Consider the following 24,233-nt stretch of genomic DNA (forward strand, 5'->3'; position numbering starts at 1 on the left):
GGGGTGCCGAGGCCGGCGGTTTTTTCCAACCTGTTTTCGGATGTCGAGACAAGCGATGAGTAATCAGCAACCCACCATCATCTACACCCTGACCGACGAAGCTCCGCTGCTCGCGACCAGCGCCTTTCTGCCGATCATCCGTGCATTCACCGCGCCGGCGGGCGTCAATGTCGCGACGAGCGACATCTCCGTCGCCGCGCGCATTCTGGGCGAATTCCCCGAATTCCTGACCGACGAGCAGAAGGTCCCCGACAACCTCGCCGAGCTCGGCCGCCTCACGCAGCTCGACGACACCAACATCATCAAGCTGCCGAACATCAGCGCGTCCTTGCACCAGTTGACGAGCGCGATCAAGGAACTCCAGTCGAAGGGCTACAAACTGCCCGACTATCCCGAAGAGCCGAAGAACGACGAAGAGAAAGCCATTCGCGCGCGCTATGGAAAGTGCCTCGGCTCGGCCGTGAACCCGGTGCTGCGCGAAGGCAACTCGGACCGCCGCGCGCCGCTCGCCGTGAAAAACTACGCGAAGAAGCATCCGCACAGCATGGGCGAGTGGAGCATGGCCTCGCGCACGCACGTCGCGCACATGAAGCACGGCGACTTCTATCACGGCGAAAAGTCGATCACGAACGACCGCGCCCGCGAAGTGCGCATGGAACTCGTCACGAAGCGCGGCGAAACCATCGTGCTCAAGCCGAAGGTCAAGCTGCAGGAAGGCGAGATCGTCGACAGCATGTTCATGAGCAAGAAGGCGCTCGTCGAATTCTACGAAGAGCAGATGGAAGACGCGCGCAAGACCGGCGTCATGCTGTCGCTGCACGTGAAGGCGACCATGATGAAGGTCTCGCACCCGATCGTCTTCGGCCACGCCGTGAAGGTGTTCTACAAGGACGCGTTCGCGAAGCACGCGAAGCTCTTCGAAGAGCTCGGCATCAATGTGAACAACGGCCTCGTCGATCTGTACACGAAGATCGAGGCGCTGCCGGAATCGCAGCGCGACGAAGTCATCCGCGACATGCACGCGTGCCACGAGCACCGCCCGGCGCTCGCGATGGTCGATTCGGCCAAGGGCATCTCGAACCTGCACGCGCCGAACGACGTGATCGTCGACGCTTCCATGCCCGCGATGATCCGCGCCGGCGGCAAGATGTGGGGCGCCGACGGCCGTCCGCAAGACACGAAGTGCCTGATTCCGGAAAGCACGTTCGCGCGCATCTATCAGGAAATCATCAATTTCTGCAAGACGAACGGCGCGTTCGATCCCAAGACCATGGGCACGGTGCCGAACGTCGGCCTGATGGCGCAGAAGGCCGAGGAGTACGGCTCGCACGACAAGACGTTCGAGATCGCGGAAGACGGCACGGCGCGTATCGTCGATAACGCGACGAACGAAGTCATCGAAGGGCTCACGCAGGAAGTCGAGAAGGGTGACATCTGGCGCATGTGCCTCGTGAAGGACGCGCCGATCCGGGACTGGGTGAAGCTCGCCGTCACGCGCGTGAAGAACTCGGGCACGCCGGCGGTGTTCTGGCTCGACCCGTATCGTCCGCACGAAGCCGAACTCATCAAGAAGGTCGAGACGTACCTGAAGGATTACGACACCACGGGCCTCGACATCCAGATCATGTCGCAGGTGCGCGCGATGCGTTACACGCTCGAGCGCGTGATTCGCGGCATGGACACGATCTCGGTCACCGGCAACATCCTGCGCGACTATCTGACCGACCTGTTCCCGATCATGGAACTCGGCACGAGCGCGAAGATGCTGTCGATCGTTCCGCTGATGGCGGGCGGCGGCCTGTACGAGACCGGCGCGGGCGGCTCGGCGCCGAAGCACGTGCAGCAGCTCGTGCAGGAGAACCACCTGCGCTGGGACTCGCTTGGCGAATTCCTCGCGCTGGCGGTGTCGCTCGAAGAGCTCGGCATCAAGAACGACAACGCGCGTGCGAAGCTCGTCGCGAAGGCGCTCGACGCCGCCACCGGCAAGCTGCTCGACAACAACAAGAGCCCGTCGCCGAAGACCGGCCAGCTCGACAATCGCGGCAGCCAGTTCTATCTCGCGATGTACTGGGCGCAAGAGCTCGCATCGCAGACGGACGACAAGGAACTCGCCGGACTGTTCGCGCCGCTCGCGAAGACGCTCGCCGAGAACGAGCAGAAGATCGTCGACGAACTCGCCGCCGTGCAGGGCAATGCGGCCGACATCGGCGGCTATTACAAGCCGGACGAGAAGAAGCTCGAAGCGGTGATGCGTCCGAGCAAGACGTTCAACGCCGCGCTCGCGCAAGTGCGCGCGCAGTAAAGCGCGGTACGGGCGCGTCATGCGCGCCCCGATCGACCGGCATCTCTTCGGGGATGCCGGTTTTGTTTTTGAGCCGCCGCATCGCACGATGCCGCCATCGGCATCGAAGAAATCTGTCGTGTAATCCGCACGCTCGGTGCAATTGGTTACAACCTGTGCCGACCTCGCCAAATTCGAGCGGGTAGAATCGTTGCCTCGCCGCCCGCTTGCCAGACACAGACACACTCGCATGAATCTACAAGACCAGCTCGGCGCGCTGGAGTCGAGCCTCGACACGCTCCTCCAGACCGCAGCCGCATCTGTCCGAACATCCGTTGAATCGACCGAAGCCGCGACGCCGTCCAGTGAAGTTTCGCCGGACGAACCGCCCGCGCTGGGCAACGTGCGCGAACCGGACGGTTCCGCTGCGCCCGCCGAACCGCCCGGCCTGAACGAGCCGCCCACGCTCGTCGTCTCGCGACCGGAGCGCAACGCGGTCGAAATGACGATTGCGGGCAAGACGGTGAAGCTGAGCCCGGAAGGCGTGTCGGAGCTGATCGAGCAATTGTCGAACGTGCGCGCGTCGATGACGGTGGAGCAGCCGACGGGCATCCCGCCCGGATGGCGCTTCGCGGCCACCAAAAATCCGGTCATGGCGACGCAGAAACACGCGAACGGCGACCGGCTGCTGGTCCTGCGTCACAGCGGCCACGGCTGGGTGCCGTTCACGTTTTCGCCGAACATGGTCATCGAGCTGTATGCCATGTTGACGAAGAAATAAGCGCGAACTGCCGCTTACGAACCCTCCTGAGTCGGCGCCTGCACGCGCGCCTTCCATTGCCCGCCCTTCCCGCTCCAGTAACGCACGGCCGAGCCGATCGTCGCGCTCACGTAGAACAACGCGACGAGCGGCAGGAGCGGCGCCCATAAGAGCGACCTGCCGTAATAGCGCAGCATCGGACCATAGGCGATGCACATGATCGCCCACGCGGCGCATGCGGGCCAGGCGCGCGCGCCGTAGACGAGCGCGAGCACCGGCGGCGCGAGATAGATCAGCGCCATGCCGAGCACCGTGCCGGCCAGCAGCAGCGGCGAATAGCGCAGTTGCGTGAACGCCGTGCGGGCGATCATGTTCCAGATATCGCGCCAGCTTTCGTAAGGACGCAGCGATTCGCTGCGCGCGGCGAGATCGAGCCGGATGGGTCGCGCGTCGTTGCGGCCCGCGCGATGCTTGATGCGCGCGGCGAGACTGCAATCGTCGATCAGTTCCTGACGGATCGATTCGATCCCGCCCGCCTCCACGAGCGCCGAGCGGCGCACGAGCATGCAGCCGCCCGCCGCGCCGGACGTCGGCTTCTTCACGTCGTTGACCCAGGCGAACGGATAGAGCTTCGCGAAGAAAAACACGAATGCCGGAATCAGCACCTTCTCCCAGAGCGAATCGCAACGCAGACGCACCATCAGCGAGACCAGATCGCGGTCTTCGAGAATCGTGCGCGCGACGAGTTGCGTCGCGGCATCGGCCGGATGATGGATGTCGGCGTCGGTCAGGAGCAGGAACTCGGCGGGCAGGCCAAGCGAATCGATCGCGCCGATGCCCTGCGACTGCGCCCACACCTTGCCCGACCAGCCCGGCGGCAGCGGCTGCGCGGTCAGCACGGTCAGACGATCTTCGAGCCCGAGATCGCGGGCGGCGGCGAGCGCGACGCTCGCGGTGCCGTCGGTGCTGTGGTCATCGACGACGATCACATGAAACGCGCCCGCGTAGTCCTGCTTCAGCAGCGAGCCAACCGCCCGCCCGATGACGTCGGCCTCGTTGCGCGCCGGTACGACGGCCACGAGCGCGGGCCATGCGCCGCGGCGCGCGATCTCCGCGTTGCCGACGGCGTGGACCGTCGTATCGGACAGCGCCGGCGCGGGTTCCGCGCGCCAGAAGCCGCCGCGTGCGAACAGCAGCACAATCCAGATCAAAAAAGACAGCCAGGCGATCAGTAGCATGAAATAAACGATTAGCTTGGAAACGGTGGCGCAGCCGGAAGGTGCGGTCGACGGCGCGTTGCGGGAAATAGACACGGATGAACGCCGTAGGGCGAACGCCCCGGACCGCATGACGGCAAGACGCGACAGTTTACTGGCTTCTCAAAATTGTCGTACTGACGCGCGCGACGGGCTGTGCAGTGAAGCGGCCATTGAGCACCCAAAAAGGGAACGGGTTAGAATACGCGGTCAACTTCGGCGCGCAGACCACAATCACCGTGTCTTTTTTTCCGGTCTGCTTTCCTGGCGCTCTCCTGACGTTTCCGAGACGTCACGAACGCCGAATCAACGGAAAGCGCGAGCTTCGCGCCGGCTATCCCGAAACCCGCGTCAGTCGGAGTTCGTTCGAATATGCGTATCATCCTTGCTCAACCCCGCGGCTTTTGTGCGGGCGTGGTCCGTGCGATCGAAATCGTCGATCGGGCCCTCGAACGGCATGGCGCGCCTGTCTATGTGCGTCACGAGATCGTTCACAACCGTCATGTCGTCGACAACCTGCGCAGCAAGGGTGCGCGTTTCGTCGAGGAACTGGATGAAGTGCCGCACGGCGCGGTCGCGATCTTCAGTGCGCACGGCGTCGCGCAGAGCGTCGAAAAGGATGCGCAGACGCGCGGGCTCGACGTGCTGGACGCCACTTGCCCGCTCGTCACGAAAGTTCATGTGCAGGGGCGGCAGTACGTATCGCAGGGACGCACGCTCATTCTGATCGGCCACGCGGGTCATCCGGAAGTCGAGGGCACGATCGGGCAGATTCCGGCCGAAGTCGTGCTGGTGCAGAGCGAGGCCGAAGTGGAAAAGATGACGCTCGCGCCGGACACGCCCGTCGCCTACGTCACGCAGACCACGCTTTCGGTCGATGACACGCGCGGCATCATCGATGCCTTGCAGCGCCGCTTCACGGATATCGTCGGCCCGGACACGCGCGACATCTGCTACGCGACGCAAAACCGCCAGGCCGCCGTGCGCGAGCTGTCGAGCCAGGTGGACGTGCTGCTCGTGGTCGGCGCGACCAACAGTTCCAATTCCAACCGCCTGCGGGAAATCGGCGCCGAGACCGGCGTTCCGAGCTACCTCGTCGCGGACGGTTCAGAGATCAAGCCGGAGTGGTTTGCCAATGTGCAGACGGTCGGCATCACCGCGGGCGCTTCGGCGCCCGAGGAAATGGTCAAACATGTGATCGATGCCCTGCGCGCGTTCGGAAACGTCGAAGTCACGACGATGAACGGCCGCGAGGAGAAGGTCGAATTCAAACTTCCCGCGAAGCTCACTCAGCCGGTCGCCGCCGTTGCGGCAACCGCGATTCGCGAAGAATAAGGAGAGGACGCAATTGTCTATCCCGATGCTCCAGAAGGCCCGCGTAGGCGCCTACATCTTCAAGCAGCACCTGACGGGCAACAAGCGTTACCCGCTCGCGCTGATGCTGGAACCGCTCTTCCGCTGCAATCTCGCCTGTAACGGCTGCGGCAAGATCGACTATCCGGATCCGATCCTGAACCAGCGCCTGTCGCTGGAAGAGTGTCTCGGCGCCGTCGACGAATGCGGGGCGCCGGTCGTGTCGATCGCGGGGGGCGAGCCTTTGCTGCACAAGGAAATGCCGCAGATCGTGAAGGGCATCATGGCGCGCAAGAAGTTCGTGTATCTCTGCACGAACGCGCTGCTGATGGAAAAGAAGATGGACGATTACGAGCCGAGCCCGTACTTCGTCTGGTCGGTGCACCTCGACGGCGACCGCGAGGCGCACGATCACTCGGTTTCGCAGCCGGGCACCTACGACAAGGCCGTCGCCGCCATCAAGGAAGCGAAGCGCCGCGGCTTTCGCGTAAACATCAACTGCACGCTGTTCAACGATGCCGAACCCGAGCGCGTCGCGAAGTTCTTCGACACGCTCGGCCCGATCGGCGTCGATGGCATCACCGTCTCGCCGGGCTACGCGTATGAGCGCGCGCCGGATCAGCAGCACTTCCTGAATCGCGAAAAGACCAAGAATCTGTTCCGCGAAATCTTCAAGCGCGGCAACAACGGCAAGAACTGGTCGTTCAGCCAGTCCACGCTGTTCCTCGACTTCCTCGCGGGCAACCAGACGTATCAGTGCACGCCGTGGGGCAACCCGGCACGCACGGTGTTCGGTTGGCAAAAGCCCTGCTATCTGGTCGGCGAAGGTTACGTGAAGACCTTCAAGGAACTGATGGAAACCACCGACTGGGACAAGTACGGCACCGGCAAGTACGAAAAGTGCGCGGACTGCATGGTCCACTGCGGCTTCGAGGCGACGGCCGTGATGGATACGGTGGCGCATCCGCTCAAGGCCGCGAAGATCGCCCTTTCGGGTCCGCGCACGACGGGCGCATTCGCCAAGGACCTGCCGATCGACAAGCAGCGTCCGGCCGAATACGTGTTCTCGAAGCACGTCGAAATCAAGCTGGAAGAGATCGGCCGCATGCAGAAGAACAAGGGTTCGAAGACGGCGGCGGCGGTGAACTGAGGCGCTTATCGGACGTTTGGAAATGCGAAGGGCGGGTGACTTGGGTCACCCGCCCTTTTTGCTTTCATGTTCGCCGCCCTTGATCTTTGAGGGCCTCCCGATCATCTACGGCGACGGGTTCCATCGGATCGGCAACGCTTCGAGCGGCGAGATCGAACATTGCCATTTCTACACGCACAAAAAACGCGACGGCTCTCGCCGTCGCGTTCTCGTCAACCACTGCTAAGCCGCATCAGCTCAGCAGCACTTCCCCGCTCCCGATCCGTACCTCGCCTCCTGACGCTCACGGAAAAACTCCGCATAGCTCATCATCGGCTTGTCGGGATGCGTCGTCTGCATGTGCGTGACATAAGCGTCGTAATCAGGCATTCCGACCATCAGACGCATCGTCTGGCCGAGATAGCGTCCTGCTTGCCGAAGATCGGTGAACATCGTGCGCTCCTAGTGGCCCGAACGAACCGCTGCGCCCGCGCCGGCGGGCATCGCCTCGAATGGCGTCTCGCGCACCGTCGGCTTCGTTTCGCGACGCGCGCGCAACACGGCCAGCACGCCGTACACCGCGATGCTCACCACCACGAAGATGAACAACCCGGCAAGCGCCGCATCGACGTAATCGTTGAAGATGATGCGCTGCATCTCCGCGAGCGACTTCGCCGGCGCCATCACCTTGCCCGCGTCGTACGCGTCCTTCAGCTTGCCCGCGTGCGCGAGGAAGCCGACCTTCGGATTCGCGTCGAAAATCTTCTGCCAGCCGGCCGTCAACGTGCAGATGAGCAGCCAGATCGTCGGCACGAGCGTGACCCACGCGTAGCGCTCGCGCTTCATCTTGAACAGCACGACGGTGCCGAGCATCAGCGCGATGCCCGCGAGCATCTGATTCGAGATGCCGAAGAGCGGCCACAGCGTGTTGATGCCGCCGAACGGATCGACCACGCCCTGATACAGGAAGTAGCCCCACGCGGCGACGCACAGGCCCGTCGCGATGAGGTTGGCCGGAAGCGACTCCGTGCGGCGCAGCGCCGGATGGAACGTGCCGAGCAGATCCTGCAGCATGAAGCGGCCGGCGCGCGTGCCCGCATCGACCGCGGTCAGGATGAAGAGCGCTTCGAACAGAATGGCGAAGTGATACCAGAACGCCATCATCGCCGGGCCGCCGATCACCTGATGAAGAATTTGCGCCATGCCGACCGCGAGCGTCGGCGCGCCGCCGGCACGCGCCACGATGGTCGTCTCGCCGACCGCCTTCGCCGTCGCCGTCAGCATGTCCGGCGTCAGCGCGAAGCCCCAGCTCGAGACGGTCTGCGCGACCGCTTCGGGCGTCGAGCCGAGCAGCGCGGCGGGGCTGTTCATCGCGAAGTACACGCCCGGCTCGATCACGCAGGCGGCGACGAGCGCCATGATCGCGACGAACGACTCCATCAGCATCGCGCCATAACCGATGAAGCGCATGTTGACTTCGTTATCGATCATCTTGGGCGTCGTGCCCGACGAGATGAGCGCATGGAAGCCCGACACCGCGCCGCACGCGATCGTGATGAACAGGAACGGGAACAGGTTGCCCGACCACACCGGCCCGCTGCCATCGACAAACTTGGTGAACGCCGGCATCTTCAGTTCGGGCGCGACGATCAGAATGCCGACCGCGAGACCCAGAATCGTGCCGATCTTGAGGAAAGTCGACAGATAATCGCGCGGCGCGAGCAGCAGCCACACCGGCAGCACCGACGCGACGAAACCGTAGCCGATCAGGATCCACACGAGCTGCACGCCGGTGAACGTGAAATACGGCGCGAACGTCGCCGATTCCGCGACCTGGCCGCCGTACACGATCGCGAGCATCAGGCCGATGAAACCGATGATCGACACCTCGCCGATGCGCCCCGGACGGATGTAGCGCGTATAGACGCCCATGAAGAGCGCGATCGGAATGGTCGCCGCGACGGTGAACGTGCCCCACGGCGAATTGGTCAGCGCTTTGACGACGATCAGCGCGAGCACCGCGAGAATGATCACCATGATGAGGAACGCGCCGAAAAGCGCGATCACGCCGGGCACGGTGCCCAGCTCCATCTTGATGAGATCGCCGAGCGAGCGGCCGTCGCGTCGCGTCGAGATGAACAGGATGACGAAATCCTGCACCGCGCCCGCGAACACCACACCGGCGAGTATCCACAGCATGCCGGGCGTGTAGCCCATCTGCGCGGCCAGCACAGGGCCTACCAGCGGGCCCGCGCCCGCGATCGCGGCGAAGTGATGGCCGAAGAGCACGTACTTGTTCGTCGGCACGTAGTCGAGGCCATCGTTATGACGAACGGCCGGCGTCATGCGCAGGCCGTCGAGTTGCAGCACTTTCGCCGCAACGAAGCGCGAATAGAACCGATAAGCGATGAGATAGACGCAGACCGCCGCGATGACGATCCACAGTGCGCTGATACGCTCGCCGTGCGCGAGTGCAATGGTGCCGAATGCGAACGCGCCCAATAGCGCGAGCGCGATCCAGACCAGGAATCCGGAAGCCCGATTCATGGCGTCTCCTTAGTTATTGACCCGTCAGGTCGATGGATGCGCCGTGATAGCGCATTGGGCGGTAGTATTCGCTTTCGCCCGGGCGCTTACAAGCGCATAACTACGTATGCGTACTACGTGGCTTCACGTAGCGGAAAACCCTGTATCAATGAATCTCAAGGCAAAGATCTTCCTGCTTGCGATCGTGCCGTTCGCGCTGGCGATCGGTGGAATCACCTACGGTGTACGCCAGCAGGCGCAGTCGCTCGCGCAGGCGCAGCACGAGACGACGCAGGCCGCCTACATGGCGAGCAAGGAGATCGAGCTGCGGCATTACGTCGAGATCGCGAAGAGCGCGATCGCGCCATACTATGATGCTCCCGCGACCGACCCGCGCAGCGACGACGAACGCCGCCGCCTCGCGCTCGACGCGCTGCAGCGGCTCGATTTCGGACAGGACGGCTACTTTTTCGTCTACACGATGCACGGCACATCGCTCATGCATCCGCGCCAGCCGGATCTCGTCGGACGCGACCTCTGGCTGATGCGCGACCCGAACGGCGCGCTGACCATTCAGGAACTCATCGAACAGGCATCGAAAGGCGGCGGCTACGTCCGGTACGTCTGGCGGCGGCCGTCCACCGGACTGATCGCGCCCAAGCTCGGTTACGTGGTGCCGCTCGAGCGCTGGGGCTGGATGATGGGCACGGGCATCTATCTGGAGGATGTCGAGACGACGCTTGCGCGCATCGACTCGCAGGCGGCCACGAATATCGAGCGCACGCTGATGTGGATCGGCGCGATCGCGCTCGCCGGGCTCGCGATCATCGCGGTGTGCGGCGCGGTGCTCAACATCAGCGAGCATCGAAGCGCCGATGCGAAGCTGAAGCGCCTCGCGCGGCAAGTGGTGGATTCGCAGGAACAGGAACGCGCGCGGCTCTCGCGCGAGTTGCACGACGGCATCAGCCAGATGCTCGTCTCGGTGAAGCTGCTGCTCGAATCGGCGCTCGCGCGTTTCGAGCATGGCACGGCGCGCGAGCCGACCGCGGAGGCCGCGCTCGCGACGAGCCTCGGACGTCTCTCGGGCACGCTGCGCGAAGTGCGCCGCATCTCGCATGCGCTGCGCCCCGCGATGCTCGACGACCTCGGTCTCGCCGCGGCGCTGGAGCAGCTCGTGCGCGAATTCGACGGCCAGGACGGCATCGAGGCGCGCTTCGAATCGATGGACGACGGCAAGCCCTGTGCGACGCAGCGCACGACGCTGCCCGATCCCGTCAACACCGTGCTCTTTCGCATCGCGCAGGAAGCGCTGACCAACATCGCGCGGCACGCGCAGGCATCGCGCGCGGTGATCACGCTCGATATCGCCGCGCACGCCGTCACGCTCGACATCACCGACAACGGCCGCGGCTTCGACGCGCATGGCGCGCTCTCCGATCCGGCGAGCGGCGTCGGACTGCGCAACATGCGCGAGCGGCTCGACACGCTCGGCGGCACGCTGGCGATCGGCTCGCAACTCGGCCGCACGTCGATCACCGCGAGCGTGCCGCTGCCGCTCGCCGCACCCAATCTTCAAGGACTTACCGATGAGCGCTGAACCCGCCCGCATCATTCTCGTGGACGATCACCCGCTCGTGCGCGACGGCTTGCGCGCCCGACTCGACTCCGTGCCGCGTCTTTGCGTGACCGGCGAGGCGGGCAACGCAAAAGAAGCGCTCGCGCTCGCCGCCGACGAATCGAATCCGCCCGATCTCGCGCTGATGGACGTCGGCATGGCGGGCATGAGCGGCATCGAGCTGGCGGCGCTTTTTCACGAGCGGCATCCGGGCATCCGCGTGCTGATGCTGTCGATGCACGACAACGTGGAGTACGTGAAGCAGGCGGTGCGCGCGGGCGCGAGCGGCTACGTGCTGAAGGATTCGCCCGCCGCGGAGATCCTTCAGGCGATCGACGCGGTGCTCGCCGGAAAGACCTTTTTCAGCGCCGGGCTCGCCGCACGCATGATTCAGGCACAGTCGATGCAGACGCCGCTCGAACGCCTGACGCCGCGTGAGCGCGACGTCCTCGACGCGCTGGCCGAGGGCTTATCGAGCAAGCAGATCGCGCAGCAGCACGGGCTGTCGGTGCGCACGGTGGAAACGCATCGCCTGAATTTGAAGCGCAAACTGGATATCGACGGACAGGCCGAGCTGATCAAGTTCGCGGTGGAGCACCGCCGAACGTGACGCCCGGCCTCGGCGGAAGACACGAAGCGCGACGAGACGCGACTCAGCCTGCGGACCGGGCGTTGTGCTCGGAAAGGAATTTGATGAGGCCGTCGACGCCGCCCTTTTGCAACTGGCCGGCGAATTGTTGCTGGTAGACCTGGATGAGCCACGCGCCCATCATGTCGATGTCGTAGATTTTCCAGCCCTGCGGCGTCTTCTCCAGACGATAGCGCACGGGGTTGTCGCCGCCCGTGGAAATGACGTGCGATTCGACCACTGTGTCTTTCGTGTTGGCATCGATGTTGGGCGCATCGAACTTGAACTTCACGTCCTGATCGCGCAATTGCGAGAGCGAGGCCGCATACGTGCGAACCAGAAGCGTTTGGAACTGGTCGTAAAGCTGCTTTTGCTGCTCGGGCGTGGCGCTCGCCCAGGCCTTGCCCACCGCGATGCGCGTGGTGCGCTGGAAGTCGGTAGCGGGCAGGAAGCGCGTTTCGACGAGCTGCGTGATCTTCGCCATGTCGCCGCCGCGCGCCTGCGGGTCGGCCTTCATCGCGTTGACAGTGCCTTCGACGGCGCTCTTCACGACGGCATCGGGACTCGTTTGTGCGAGTGCCTCGCCCGCGAAGGACAGCGAGGCTAGGAGGAAAGCGAAGCAAATAGACAGATAGCGTTTCATGGCACCCGTTCTCTAATCAGGTTTGGTGGCGCGGGTTGTGCGGCCTTCGGACATTGCAGCGGCGGCCAGCTGGCTGCGAGGTCAGTATATCGACACCGCCGCGCCGCAACAGTTCAAGCATGGAGTGTTGCGGTGCGCCCGGTATACTTGCGCGGCTTCCCACGTCGTTTCATGGAGTGATCCGGATCCCGGCGGTCGGCATCATGCAATTCGCGCGTTCGCACGCACAAAAGATAACAGGGCACACCAGGTAGCGTCTTCATGCTGACGTCCAACATTACTCGCTTCGTCACCCTCGCCATCCGCCGGCCGGCGTGGATTATCGCCGTTTCGCTGCTGCTCGGCGTGCTCTCCACGATTTATGTCGTCCATCACTTCAGAATCAGCACCGATGTCAGCCAGCTGATCGAGACGGAGCCCGAGTGGGCTGCGCGCAGCAAGGCGATCGACGCGGCGTTTCCGCAGCGCGGCGCGGCGCTGCTGATCGTCGTTCAGGCGCCGGCGCAGGAATTCGCCGATGCCGCCGCGAACGAGCTCGCCGCCGCGCTCGCGAAAGAGCCGGAGCGCTTCAGGTCGGTGTCGCAGCCCGAGGGCGGCGCGTTCTTCGAGCACAACGGCCTGCTCTATCTGCCGACGGACAAGGTCGAACAGGTCACGAAGCAGCTCGTAGAGGCGCGCCCGCTCATCAACACGCTCGCGCACGACCCGACGCTCACCGGCCTCGCGCAGACCCTCAACACGACGCTCAATCTGCCGCTGACGCTCGGACAGGTCAGCCTCGGCCAGATGGCGGGTCTGCTCGGCAGGAGCGCGGCCGTGCTCGACCGCGTGCTCGCGAATCAGCCCGCCGCATTCTCCTGGCGCGGCCTCGCGGATTCGCCAAACAGCGCGGCGCCCGGGCGTGCGTTCGTCACCGTGTTGCCGGAACTGAACTTCAATGCGCTGAAGGCGGCGGCGGGGACATCGGAAGAGATTCGCGCGAAGGCCGCCGAGCTCGGCATCGACAAAAAGTATGGGGCGACGCTGCATCTGACGGGCGCACAGCCGCTCGCCGACGAGGAATTCGCATCCGTGCAGGACGGCGCCGTGCTCAATGGCGCCCTGACCTTCCTCGTCGTGCTGATGATCCTCTGGGTGGCGCTGCGCTCGAAGCGCATGATCCTCGCGGTGTTCATCACGCTCTTCGTCGGGCTCGCGATCACCGCCGCGCTCGGCCTCATGATGGTCCACGCGCTCAACATGATCTCGGTCGCGTTCATGGTGCTGTTCGTCGGCCTGGGCGTGGACTTCGGCATCCAGTTCGGCGTGAAGTATCGCGAGGAGCGTTACCGGCACAAGCGGCTCGACGTCTCGCTCGCGGAAACCGCGCGCCATGTCGCCGTGCCGCTCACGCTCGCCGCCGCCGCGACCGCCGCGAGCTTCTTCTCGTTTCTGCCGACCGCGTATCGCGGCGTCTCGGAGCTGGGGCTGATCGCGGGCGTCGGCATGTTCGTGGCCTACGCGACCAACATGACGCTGTTGCCCGCGCTCATCAAAGTGTTCGCGCCGCCGGGCGAAGCGCAGTCACCGGGCTTTCCGGTGCTCGCGCCCGTCGACGAGTTCCTCGACCGGCATCGCAAGCCGGTGCTCATCGGCACGCTCGTGGTCGTCATCGGCGCGCTGCCGCTGCTCTTCGATCTGCGCTTCGACTTCAATCCGCTGCATCTGAAAGACCCGCATACCGAGTCGATGGCGACGCTCATCGCGCTCAAGGACTCGCCGGAAGGCGCGGTGAACGATGTCGCGGTGCTCGCGCCCTCGCTCGCCGACGCCGACGGCATCGCGGCGAAACTGCGGAAACTGCCGGAAGTCGGGAGCGCGACGACGCTCTCCTCGCTCATCCCGTCCGATCAGCCGAAGAAACTCGAGCTCATCAAGGCCGCCGCCGATCAACTGCTGCCCGCGCTCGATCAGCAGACGGCAGCGCCCGTGACGGACGCCGTGCGCGTCGCGGCGCTCAAACGCGTGTCGAACCAGCTTTCGCTCGCCGCCGACGAGCATCCCGGCCCCGGCGACAAGGAAGCGAAGCATCTTTCGGAGACGCTCGCAAAGCTGGCGCAAGCCGACGCCGCGACGCGCGACCGCGCCGAGCACGCGATGGCCGAGCCGCTGCGCCTCGCGCTCGCGCAGTTGCGCGCGCTCCTGACGCCTGCGGAAATCACGCGCGACACGCTGCCGCCGCAGATGGTCGCGTCGTTCGTGACGCCGCAGGGCGAAGCGCTCGTCGACATCGCGCCGAGGATCCCGCCCGGGGTCGATCCCAACGACGACGCGCTCCTCGCCCGCTTCGCCGACGCAGTGCAGAAGGCCGCGCCCGACGCGATCGGCGGGCCGATTTCCGTGCGCCATTCGGCGGAGACGATCATCAAGGCGTTCGAGCAGGCGGCGCTCTACTCGCTCATCGCGATCGCCGTGCTGCTGTGGATCGCGCTGCGCCGTTTTGGCGACGTTTTGAGAACTTTGGTACCGTTGCTCGTCTCCGCGATCGTCACGCTGGAACTGTGCGTCGTCTTCAGGATGCCGCTCAACTTCGCGAACATCATCGCGCTGCCGCTGATGCTGGGCGTCGGCGTGGCGTTCAAGATCTATTTCGTGATGGCGTGGCGTTCCGGGCAGACGCGGTTGCTTCAGTCCAGCCTCACGCATGCCGTTATGTTCAGTGCGGCCACGACGGCGACGGCGTTCGGAAGCCTGTGGTTCTCTCATCATCCGGGCACGTCCAGCATGGGGCGGCTGCTGGCGCTGTCGCTCTTTTGCACGCTCATCGGCGCGGTGGTCTTCCAGCCCGTCCTGATGGGCAAACCGCGCAAGGTGCGCGCGGCCGCCCGCGCGAAGCTCAGGGCGGCGCAACGACATGACAACCTAAGAGGAATTGAAGAATGAAGTGGGGATCGACGGCTGTGACCGCTCGTGCACTGCGCAGATTTGGGATGAGCCTGGCGATTGCGGGCGCGCTCGCAACAACGGGCTGCGCGACCGGCCCGGACCGCAATGCGAAAGACCCGCTCGAGCCAATGAACCGCAAGATCTTCACGTTCAACGACACGCTCGATACCTACGTCGCCAAGCCCGTCGCGCAGTTCTATGTCGATTACACGCCGAGCCCGTTCCGCACCGCGGTCAGCAATTTCTTCTCGAATCTGGGCGATTTCTCGAACTTCGCGAACAACCTGCTGCAGTTGAAGATCACCGATGCGACGCAGGATCTGATGCGCATCGCGATGAACTCGCTGTTCGGCATCGGCGGCCTGATCGATATCGCGTCGCCCGCCGGCTTGCCGAAGCACCATCAGGACTTCGGCCTGACGCTCGGGCACTACGGCATGCCGTCGGGGCCGTATCTGGTGCTGCCGCTGCTCGGCCCGAGCTCGTTTCGCGATTCGACGACCTGGCTCGTCGACTGGCGCGTGAATCCCGTCAGTTATGCCGATGCGGGCATCCGCTGGCCGCTCTATGGCGTGAACTTCGTGAGCGCGCGTGCGGACCTGATCGGCGCGACCGACCTGCTTTCGGCCGCCGCGCTCGACAAATACGCGTTTGTGCGCGACGCATACACGCAGCGGCGTCAATATTTGCTGACCGGCGGCGGCGCGAGCTCGCTGCCCGATTACGGCGATGAAGGCGCATCGGCGCCCGAAGGCGCGAGCGCGCCGGAGGGAGCCAGCGCGCCGGAAGGCTCAAGCGGCGGCGGCAGCAGGGAGCAAGGCTTGCCGACGTATGTCGATCCGGGCGCGGCGGCATCGCCTGCGGGTGGGGTCGGCGGAAAGTCGCCTGCGCCCGAGGAGAACGCGCCGAAGGCGCAGCCGTCGCCGAGCTCGAGCAAGGCTCAGGGATTGCCGCAGTATGACGATCCGGCGGCGCAGCCAGCGGGGAAGTAGGCAGGTCTCGAAGCCGGAAAGGAAACGGGCGCCCGAGCGCCCGTTTTGTCTTTAGTGTGCGGGTGCGCTATCAATGCGCGGCCTCTTCCGCCACTTCCTCCATCAGATCGTCGTCGGAAACTTTCGGCGCTTCCACCCCGCCCTGATCACGGCGATACGCCTCGAACAGTTCGTCGGCGTAGCGAATCTTCGTGCGGCCATGCGGCACGGGCTCGCCCTGCTCGTTGAGGTTCACGAACACCATCTTCTCGACGGTCAGAATGCTCTTGCGCGTGATCTTGTTGCGGACTTCCGCGCGCAGCGTGATCGACGTGCGGCCGAAATGCGTCGCGGTGATGCCCAGCTCGATGATGTCGCCCTGACGCGCCGAGCTCACAAAGTTGATTTCGGACATGAACTTGGTCACGACGCGCTGATTGCCCAGCTGCGAAATCGCGTAAATCGCGGCTTCTTCGTCGATCCAGCGCAGAAGGCTCCCGCCGAACAGGCTGCCGTTCGGATTCAGATCTTCGGGCTTGACCCACTTACGGGTGTGGAAATTCATTTGCGGTACCTCGCTTTCTTTACCGCGCGTCGAAGTGCAGAGAAGAGACGCGCGCTGGGTAAGGGTTTTCCCTGATTATAACGAAGTGAGGGTTAACCCGCAGAAAGCAAGGGGAGAACAAAATGATCAGCCAAACGCCAGAGCCCGCGCCGATCCCAGCGCATGCCGCGCCTGGACGAGCGTCGCGCGGGCCGCGCGAGCGTCGGACGCGAGCCGCAACAGCGCGCCCAGTTGCGCCGGATCGCGCAGCAATTCCCGCAGAATCGGACCGATGGCCGTCGTGCCGTCGTCGCGCAAACCGGCCGTCGCGGCAGGGGGCAATGTTCGCCAGGCCGGATCGACGACCGCCCGGCACACCGCGAACGGCAAGCCGCGCGCCGTCGCGATCGCCCCGGCAATATGCGATTCCATATCGACGGCCAGCGCGTCGGTCGACGAATGCAGCGAGCGCTTCTCCGCCTCGGTCTTGACGGGCGCGGTGACGCCCGCCATCCTGCCGCGCCGCACGACGCGCCCGACAGGCGTGCCCGCGAACGCATCGACGATGCGCGCCGACCACGCCGCATCGGTATGCAACTCGCCGAACGGACCGCACACGCTCTCGGCGACGATCAACTCGCCCGGCTCGATATCCGGCGCGAGTCCGCCCGCCGTGCCGAAGCTGATGATGCCCGAGCAGCCGCGCGCGATCGCATCGGACAACGCGCGCTCCAGCCAGTCGGCGCGCGCCGCGAACACCACATCGACGCCCCGCCCGCGCACGATCTTCGCCTCGAACGCCATGCCGGTCACGGCGACGACGGGCGCGTTCACATTGCCGCCGTCACGCGCGTGAGGCCGTCGCGTGTCAGGTTTCGATAGCGCGCGAGCGCCCACAGCGGGAAGAACTTGCGATAGCCGTGGTAGCGCAGGTAGAACACGCGCGGGAAGCCTGTCGCCGTGAAGCGCGTCTCGTCCCACAGGCCGTGCGCCTGCTGCGTCCTGAGCAAATAATCGACGCCTCGCGCGACCGCCGGATGCTCGACCAGACCCGCCGCCATCAGTCCGAGCAGCGCCCACGCCGTCTGCGACGCGGTGCTCGGCGCCTGTTCGTAACCGCGATAGTCGAGCTTGTAGCTCTCGCCGTCCTCGCCCCAGCCGCCGTCGCTGTTCTGGATGCCGACGAGCCAGTCCGCCGCGCGCTTCATGCGCGGGTCCGTCGGTGCGACGCCGGCGGCGTTCAGCGCGCACATCGCCGACCAGGTGCCGTAGATGTAATTCAGGCCCCAGCGGCCGTACCAGCTTCCATCGCGCTCCTGGCCTCGCACGATGTAGTCGAACGCGCGACGCGCGGGCTCGCTGTTGAGCGACGTCTCGCCGAGTTGCGCGAGCATCGAAAGGCAGCGCGCGGAGACATCGACCGTCGGCGGGTCGAGCAGCGCGCCGTGATCCGAGAACGGGATGTTGTTCAGGTAGTACTGCGTGTTTTCCGGCTCGAACGCGCCCCATCCGCCGTCGCTGCTCTGCATGCCGACGACCCACTCACGCGCGCGCGCGATCGACTCGCCGTACATCGCCGTGCCGTTCTCGCGATCGGCACGCTCCATCGCCATCGCGACGACGGCCGTGTCATCGACATCGGGATAATGCGGGTTCGCGAACTGGAATGCCCACCCGCCCGGCCGCACGTCAGGACGGCGGGAGATCCAGTCGCCGCGCACGTCGAGAATCTGCAGCGGCACGAGCCATTCGAGGCCGCGCGCCACCGCCGAGCGCGCCTTTGGCATGCCGGTTTCGAGCAGCGCATGCGCCGCGAGCGATGTATCCCACACCGGCGACAGGCACGGCTGGCAATACGCCTCGCCATCGTCGGCGTCGTCGACGATCAGGAGCTTGTCGAGCGACTTGCGCGCAATCGCGCGATTCGGATGTTCGGGCGGATAGCCGAGGACGTCGTACATCATCACCGAGTTGGCCATCGCCGGAAAAATCGCGCCAAGGCCGTCTTCGCCGTTCAGGCGCTCGTCGACGAAGCGCACCGCTTCATCGATCGCGCGTTCGCGGCCGGCTTTGGGCAGCAGCGGATCGGCGACGCGCAGGATCGAATCGACGACGCGGAAGAACGCGAACCAGCCGCGGCTCTGATGCCCCGAACGCGACGGCATGCCGGTATTGACCGGCGGATTCGTGAACACCTCGTCGATGCGCACGCCGCGCGGATTGCGCGCGCGCGGGCGCTTCGCGTTGAGCACGAGCATCGGCACGATCACCGTGCGCGCCCAGTACGACACCTTCGACAGATGGAACGGGAACCACATCGGCAGGCGCATGATTTCGACGGGCATCATCGGCACCGCGCGCCACGACACGACGCCGAAAAGCGCGAGCAGGATGCGCGTGAACACGTTCACCTTCTCGGCACCGCCCGCGGCGAGGATCGCGCGGCGGGCGCGCTGCATGTGTTCGGCGTCGGCCGAATCGCCGATCATCTTCAGCGCGAAATACGCCTTCACGGTCGCGGAGACGTCCATCGCGCCGTCGGTGAAGAGCGGCCAGCCGCCGTCCGCGCGTTGAATGCGGCGCAGATACCGGCCGATCTTCGCTTCGAGCTTCTCGTCGGCGGTCTCGCCGAGATAGTGGACGAGCAGCACGTATTCAGCCGGGATGGTTGCGTCCGCTTCGAGTTCGTAGAGCCAGTAGCCTTCCGGATGTTGCGCCGCGAGCAGCGCATCGGTGGCGCGGTGGACGGCAGCGTCGAGCGAGGCGCCCGAAACCTGCACGCCCACGGCCGACAGGGATAAATCGTTCATCAGCGTTCCATCGATGGGTTCAACAGCGCGTCCGCCGCCTTCTGGCCGGAGCGGATTGCGCCTTCGATCGTCGCGGGCAGGCCGGTCGCCGTCCAGTCGCCCGCGAGTGTGAAATTGTGCCAGCGCGTGCGCGTGGCGGCCCGCAGGCCTTCCTGCGACGGCACGGCGGCAAACGTCGCGTGCTCCTCGGCGACGACTTGCCACGGCGGCGTCGGCACCGCGGGCATGCGCACCGCCTTCGCCGTCTCCAGCCATACCGCCTGCGCGAGTTCTTCGTGCGGCGTCGCGAGCCATCGGCCGGCGCTTGCGAGCGTGACCGAGAGCCGGCCGTCGGCGGCGAAGATCCAGTCCGACATGCCGTTGACGACGCAGGTCAGCGGCTGAAAGCCCGTCGGCGCGTCCACAGCGAAGTGCACGGTCATGATCGCGCGCGATGCATCCGGCGCGGTCAGGTCCGGCACCAGCCGGCGCGCCGCGTCGGGCGGCACGGCGAGCACGACGCCATCGCCCGTGCCGAGCGTGACGGGCTCCGCCGCGCCTTCGAAAGCCAGCGAGCTTACACGCTCCTTCGAATCCGTGCCCGAAACCCCGATGCCCGCGACGCGCGAACCGAGCCGGATCTCCGCGCCGCCATACTGCAAAAGCCGCAACGCCGGCTCGACGAACGCATGCGACAGCCCGCTTCTCGCGATCAGCGGACGGCACGCCTGACCGCCCTGCGCGACCGTCTCGCGCAGCAAACCGGCCGCGAGCTCCGCGCTCGCTTCGGACGGATCGGCGTTGAGCATCGCACGCAGGAGCGGACGCACGAGAAGACTCCATACGCGATCCTTCCGGCGCACCGATTCCTCGATCGTGCGGCCCGGCTTAGCCCAGAAGAGCGGCAGGTACGGCAGGTAGTCGGCGGGCTGCGTGCCCGGCACACGCGTCTCGGCGTCGAAGATCCAGCGCGGCAAGCGCCCCGGCGACATGCGGACGGTCCAGGCGTCGCCGGTCGCGACATCGAAGAACGGATACTCGGGCTGCGTCGGACCGATCAGCGTGCCGGTTGCGCCGATCGCACGCAGATAGGCCATCGTCGATTGATTGCCTGATAGCAGCAGATGATTGCCGTTATCGAGCGTGACACCGAGCTTTGCATCGAAGAAGGAGCGGCAACGGCCGCCCGCGTGAGGCGCCGCCTCGTGCAGCACGACGCGCGCGCCGCGGCGCTGCGCCTCGACCGCGGCGGCGAGGCCGGCGACGCCCGCACCGACGACGAAGACACGCCGGGACATCAGATCAGGTTGCGCGCCACGATCCACAGCAGGCGCGCACGCGGCGTGCGCACGCGCGTGCGTGGCAGGTCGAAGCCGCGTTTCAGGTTGGCGTCGAGCACGGTGCGATACGCCGCCGACATGATGCGCGGGGCGCGCACCTGGGCGCGCGGCGACGCCGCCATGATCGCATCGGACTGGGCGTAATGGCCTTTCGCGCGCTCGGCGAGCACGGCGCACACGCGCGGCAGGCGGGCATCGCCGACGATGCTCGCCGGATCGCTCGTAGAAATGCCTTCGCGCGCGAGCAGTTCGCGCGGCAGGTACACGCGGCCGATTTCCGCGTCTTCGTCGATGTCGCGCAGGATGTTGGTCAGTTGCAGCGCGCGGCCGAGATGGTGCGCGAGCCGCCGTCCGGCGTCCTCGTGCATCCCGAATATTCTCACCGACAGCCGCCCGACCGCGCTCGCCACCCGGTCGCAATAGAGGTCGAGCGTGGCTTCGTCGGGGGCGACGATATCGCCGGCGGCGTCCATCGCCATGCCGTCGATCACGGCCTGGAAGTCGTCGCGTGAAAGCTGGAAAGCCTGGATGTGGCGGGTGAGCGCTTCGAGCGATTTCTTCGGCTTGCCGGCGTAGCACGCGTCGATGTCCTCGCGCCACTGATCGAGCGCGAGCGCGCGCTCGCGGCGCGGCAGGGTGCCTTCGTCGGCGATATCGTCGACCGCCCGGCAGAACGCGTAGATCTGGTACATCGCGTCCCGCTGCTCGGCGGGAAGGATGCGCATCGCGAGATAAAACGAACTTCCCGACGACGCCTTGGCGGCGTCTGGAGCAGGATCGTCAGCGATGATATTGGAAACAGCCAAGACGAACTCCGCTGTGGCGCCCCCAAGGGCAAATTTGTAAGAGATCGGGCGCCGGTCCCGATGCCGCCGGTGCGCGCGGAACCACGTGGCGCTGAGCGGGACGACCGAGGAGGAAAGGCGGCGCGCGAGCCGGCTGTGACTGCGCCGGAAGCGGCAAAGAGTATATCAATACTTTGCCCGATTGCGCCGGAGCCGCGCGGGGCAAGGCCCGGCGTATCGAGCGGCGATTCAGGCGAAGCCCACTGCCCGATTCCGCCCCTCACGCTTGGCCGTATAAAGCGCCGCATCGGCCTCGTTGATGAGCGCCTCGTACGAGGACGTCACGCCGGTCCGCGCACGCGCCGCCCCGACGCTCGCCGTGACCGGCACGCGTGCGCCCTGCACGTCGATGGGCGTCTCGCCGATCTCGCGGCGCACCTTCTCCGCGACGATCATCGCGTCCTCGAAATTCGTGCACGGCAGAAGCAGCGCGAATTCCTCGCCGCCGAAGCGCCCGAACACGTCCTGCACGCGCACGCTCTTCGCGACGCGCTCGGCCATCACGCGCAAAACCGTGTCGCCGACGAGGTGGCCGAGGTCGTCGTTGATGCGCTTGAAGTGGTCGAGATCGAAGAGGAGCATCGACAGCTCGCCGCCGTAGCGCTGCCAGCGCGAGAATTCGTCGCGCAGGCGCAATTCGAAGTAGCGCCGGTTGGCGATGCCGGTCAAACCATCGCGGTCCGCGAATTCCTGCAGCTTCGCCACCGCTTCGTCGCGGGCGCGCTGCATCATGCTCGCGTGCGTCGCGTCGGAAATCGTCACGCAGACGGCGCGCACCTCGCGCTCGAGCATGAGCGGCATGAAGGTGCAGTCCTGCTGCATGAAATCGACGCCGCCGGTAATCGGCCGATCGTGGTCGAACTTGAAGAGATACGGCCGCTGCTCCCACGAGCTGAACGCGAAGCTGCCGAGCTGGAACACGCTCTCGACCTTGCGCGTGAACCAGACGCGCGGCAGTTCGGGGAAGCTCGCGAAGATGGATTTGCCGATCACCTGTTCGGCCGTCCTGCCGCTGTGGTCCTGCATGAACCGGTTCCACATCAGCACGTTCAGATCGCGATCGAGCACGAAAATGCCGAAACCCACGCGCTCGATCACGAGTTCGGAGAGCGCGTGGCGCAGTTCGTCCATGCTCACGATGGCGTCCCGTTCAGAGGCTCGACAGAAGCGCGTCGAGCGCTTCGTTCAGATGCGGGATGGCGTCTTCGGCCATCAGCATCACGAGATGCGCGCGGAAGCTGTGGTCCTCGAGCGCGAAATTCACTTCGAGCAGGAGTGCGGTCTTCCAGGCGAGCATCGCCGGCTGAAACACCTCGTCGAGCCCGATTTCCGAGCCGAGCATGCCAGGCGGCGAGAAGATGGGCGAGCGGCCGAGTCGGTCGAGGATGCACGACACGCACGCGCCCATCAGCACGGTCGCGACGTCGAAGACGAGTTCGGTGCGCGTCGTCGCCTCGTAGGTGGATTTCGTGTACGGATCGTCAACGAGCGCGCACAGCTGATCGACGCTGCCGCTCTTGCACAGCACGATCGCCTCGCCCTTGATGTCGGAACGAAAGCCCTGGCGCACGGCCGTCACGGTATCGGTGATGCCGGTCATCTCGGCGAGCGCCGCGGATGCCTCGGCCACGCTCACGACGCGCACGCGCGGCACCGACAGCTCGATGAATGTGCCGAGCAGCTTCGAGAGTCGGGTCGCGGCCTGGCCCATCGCCATGTTGGCGACTTCCTGCAGCGCGTCGCGCTGATCTTCGTTCAGGGCGGGTTCAACCATGGAGTCCGTACTCCTTCAAAACAGGACGCAGCGCTTCGGGCGTCACCGGCTTCGGCAGGAACGCGATCGCGCCGAGCGCGCGCACCCGCTCCTGGGCCATCGGCTGCACGTCGGCCGACACGACGATCACGAACGTGTTCAGGTCCTCGTGTTGCAAGGCGTCGAGCACCTGATAGCCCGTCATGTCGGGCATCGTGAGATCGAGGAACATCACCGAGGCGCGGCCGGCCCGGTAATGCTCGAGCGCCTCGCGCCCGTTGGTCGCATAGGAGATCTCGACGTCCCAGTCCGGGGGCAGCGCGCGCGTCAGCACCTTGCGCGCGAGCAGGGAATCATCGGCAATGACAATCGGCAACGGCATGGTCGGCAGGATCTTTTTGGGCTGTTTTCGGGCTGAGGGCGGCGGCGCGTCGGCAGACACGGCAGGCTCTCGTATTTGATTACGGCATCCGCGCGGCGATCTTTAAAGCGATCTTCACGGCAGAACCGGTACGAGCCCTCTCGCCCGGCGGGAATGCGGGCGCTGTCGGAGATGCAGCTCGGCGGCGATGAGCCAGGCGCGGCGCTTGTGGACGAAGGCGCGCCAACCCGCGGGCGAGCGCTGGGTGATCAGCGTGCGCACTCCGCGCGATGCATGCTGGCTCTCGATCGGCGTCATGTTGACTGCCCCGTGCGTGGTCCGAAAAAAGTTCCGGACCGTGGCCTTCTTATCCTCGCTTGGTCGCGCTGCCCGCCGGCGACTGGCCGGACAAGCGGTACTGCTCCCCGGCGCGCGCCGCAAGGCTGCTTGTATCCTCCGGCCGACGCTTCTAAGTGGCGTATCAGGTCGGAGGATTGCATTGTCTGCCCATCAG

At 65.4% G+C, this 24,233-nt stretch carries 20 protein-coding genes; 8 read left to right on the forward strand and 12 right to left on the reverse strand.

The window, feature by feature from the left end:
- Positions 1–55: 55 nt before the first annotated feature.
- Complete coding sequence (locus NCT32_RS20315; protein WP_061120048.1) at positions 56–2,302, forward strand: NADP-dependent isocitrate dehydrogenase; 2,247 nt, start codon at positions 56–58, stop codon at positions 2,300–2,302.
- Positions 2,303–2,531: 229 nt separating this feature from the next.
- A complete protein-coding gene (locus NCT32_RS20320) occupies positions 2,532–3,062 on the forward strand; it encodes a hypothetical protein (protein WP_061119986.1) in 531 nt (176 codons plus the stop codon).
- Positions 3,063–3,076: 14 nt separating this feature from the next.
- Here the strand turns inward: NCT32_RS20320 and NCT32_RS20325 are convergent, their stop codons facing one another.
- Entirely contained in the window at positions 3,077–4,279 is a 1,203-nt protein-coding gene (locus tag NCT32_RS20325; protein WP_061119987.1) for a glycosyltransferase, read from the reverse strand.
- A gap of 390 nt (positions 4,280–4,669) precedes the next feature.
- Between NCT32_RS20325 and ispH the strand changes: the two genes are divergently transcribed.
- Positions 4,670–5,632: a 4-hydroxy-3-methylbut-2-enyl diphosphate reductase gene (gene ispH / locus NCT32_RS20330; protein WP_061119988.1), complete on the forward strand. Its 963-nt coding sequence runs from the start codon at positions 4,670–4,672 to the stop codon at positions 5,630–5,632.
- A gap of 13 nt (positions 5,633–5,645) precedes the next feature.
- Positions 5,646–6,800: an adenosyl-hopene transferase HpnH gene (gene hpnH, locus NCT32_RS20335; protein ID WP_061119989.1), complete on the forward strand. Its 1,155-nt coding sequence runs from the start codon at positions 5,646–5,648 to the stop codon at positions 6,798–6,800.
- Between the two features lie 237 nt (positions 6,801–7,037).
- Here hpnH and NCT32_RS20340 read toward each other — a convergent pair whose 3' ends face one another.
- Positions 7,038–7,232, reverse strand: a complete 195-nt coding sequence (locus NCT32_RS20340) for a YbdD/YjiX family protein (protein ID WP_061119990.1) — start codon at positions 7,230–7,232, stop codon at positions 7,038–7,040.
- A 9-nt stretch (positions 7,233–7,241) separates the two neighbouring features.
- Positions 7,242–9,326 (reverse strand): carbon starvation CstA family protein, encoded by a 2,085-nt coding sequence (locus NCT32_RS20345; RefSeq protein WP_061119991.1) that lies wholly within the window; start codon positions 9,324–9,326, stop codon positions 7,242–7,244.
- 148 nt (positions 9,327–9,474) lie between these two features.
- Here NCT32_RS20345 and NCT32_RS20350 point away from each other — a divergent pair, with 148 nt between their 5' ends.
- Together NCT32_RS20350 and NCT32_RS20355 are read left to right on the forward strand one after the other, a co-directional pair.
- A complete protein-coding gene (locus tag NCT32_RS20350; protein WP_061119992.1) occupies positions 9,475–10,902 on the forward strand; it encodes a cache domain-containing protein in 1,428 nt (475 codons plus the stop codon).
- Positions 10,892–11,530, forward strand: a complete 639-nt coding sequence (locus tag NCT32_RS20355; RefSeq protein WP_061119993.1) for a response regulator transcription factor — start codon at positions 10,892–10,894, stop codon at positions 11,528–11,530. Before NCT32_RS20350 ends, NCT32_RS20355 begins: the two co-directional genes overlap by 11 nt.
- A 43-nt stretch (positions 11,531–11,573) precedes the next feature.
- Here the strand turns inward: NCT32_RS20355 and NCT32_RS20360 are convergent, their stop codons facing one another.
- Positions 11,574–12,191, reverse strand: a complete 618-nt coding sequence (locus NCT32_RS20360; RefSeq protein ID WP_061119994.1) for a phospholipid-binding protein MlaC — start codon at positions 12,189–12,191, stop codon at positions 11,574–11,576.
- A gap of 261 nt (positions 12,192–12,452) precedes the next feature.
- Here NCT32_RS20360 and NCT32_RS20365 point away from each other — a divergent pair, with 261 nt between their 5' ends.
- Together NCT32_RS20365 and NCT32_RS20370 are read left to right on the forward strand one after the other, a co-directional pair.
- Positions 12,453–15,113 carry an MMPL family transporter gene (locus NCT32_RS20365; RefSeq protein WP_061119995.1) on the forward strand — a complete coding sequence of 887 codons (2,661 nt, stop codon included), beginning with the start codon at positions 12,453–12,455 and terminating at the stop codon, positions 15,111–15,113.
- A gap of 47 nt (positions 15,114–15,160) precedes the next feature.
- On the forward strand, positions 15,161–16,108 hold the full coding sequence (locus NCT32_RS20370; RefSeq protein WP_061119996.1) for a VacJ family lipoprotein: 948 nt from the start codon (positions 15,161–15,163) through the stop codon (positions 16,106–16,108).
- Positions 16,109–16,178: 70 nt separating this feature from the next.
- On the opposite strand, the gene NCT32_RS20375 is transcribed toward NCT32_RS20370, so the two are convergent.
- The 8 genes from NCT32_RS20375 to NCT32_RS20410 form a co-directional block, all read right to left on the reverse strand.
- Positions 16,179–16,652, reverse strand: coding sequence for an acyl-CoA thioesterase (locus NCT32_RS20375; RefSeq protein WP_061119997.1), 474 nt, complete (start codon positions 16,650–16,652; stop codon positions 16,179–16,181).
- Between the two features lie 126 nt (positions 16,653–16,778).
- On the reverse strand, positions 16,779–17,465 hold the full coding sequence (locus NCT32_RS20380; protein ID WP_086961369.1) for a phosphorylase: 687 nt from the start codon (positions 17,463–17,465) through the stop codon (positions 16,779–16,781).
- The gene (gene shc / locus NCT32_RS20385; protein WP_061119998.1) at positions 17,462–19,441 is read right to left on the reverse strand and encodes a squalene--hopene cyclase; all 1,980 of its coding nucleotides are present in this window, start codon (positions 19,439–19,441) and stop codon (positions 17,462–17,464) included. Before shc ends, NCT32_RS20380 begins: the two co-directional genes overlap by 4 nt.
- Positions 19,441–20,718, reverse strand: a complete 1,278-nt coding sequence (gene hpnE, locus NCT32_RS20390; protein ID WP_250477524.1) for a hydroxysqualene dehydroxylase HpnE — start codon at positions 20,716–20,718, stop codon at positions 19,441–19,443. The genes shc and hpnE overlap by 1 nt, the downstream gene beginning before the upstream one ends.
- Complete coding sequence (gene hpnD, locus NCT32_RS20395; RefSeq protein ID WP_061120000.1) at positions 20,718–21,566, reverse strand: presqualene diphosphate synthase HpnD; 849 nt, start codon at positions 21,564–21,566, stop codon at positions 20,718–20,720. The genes hpnE and hpnD overlap by 1 nt, the downstream gene beginning before the upstream one ends.
- Positions 21,567–21,794: 228 nt before the next feature.
- Positions 21,795–22,736 (reverse strand): GGDEF domain-containing protein, encoded by a 942-nt coding sequence (locus tag NCT32_RS20400; RefSeq protein ID WP_061120001.1) that lies wholly within the window; start codon positions 22,734–22,736, stop codon positions 21,795–21,797.
- A gap of 19 nt (positions 22,737–22,755) precedes the next feature.
- Positions 22,756–23,379 carry a chemotaxis protein CheC gene (locus NCT32_RS20405; protein WP_061120002.1) on the reverse strand — a complete coding sequence of 208 codons (624 nt, stop codon included), beginning with the start codon at positions 23,377–23,379 and terminating at the stop codon, positions 22,756–22,758.
- The gene (locus tag NCT32_RS20410; protein WP_014251608.1) at positions 23,372–23,740 is read right to left on the reverse strand and encodes a response regulator; all 369 of its coding nucleotides are present in this window, start codon (positions 23,738–23,740) and stop codon (positions 23,372–23,374) included. The genes NCT32_RS20405 and NCT32_RS20410 overlap by 8 nt, the downstream gene beginning before the upstream one ends.
- Positions 23,741–24,233 lie beyond the last annotated feature (493 nt).

Source organism: Caballeronia sp. INML2, from assembly GCF_023631365.1.
Taxonomy (GTDB): Bacteria; Pseudomonadota; Gammaproteobacteria; order Burkholderiales; family Burkholderiaceae; genus Caballeronia; species Caballeronia turbans.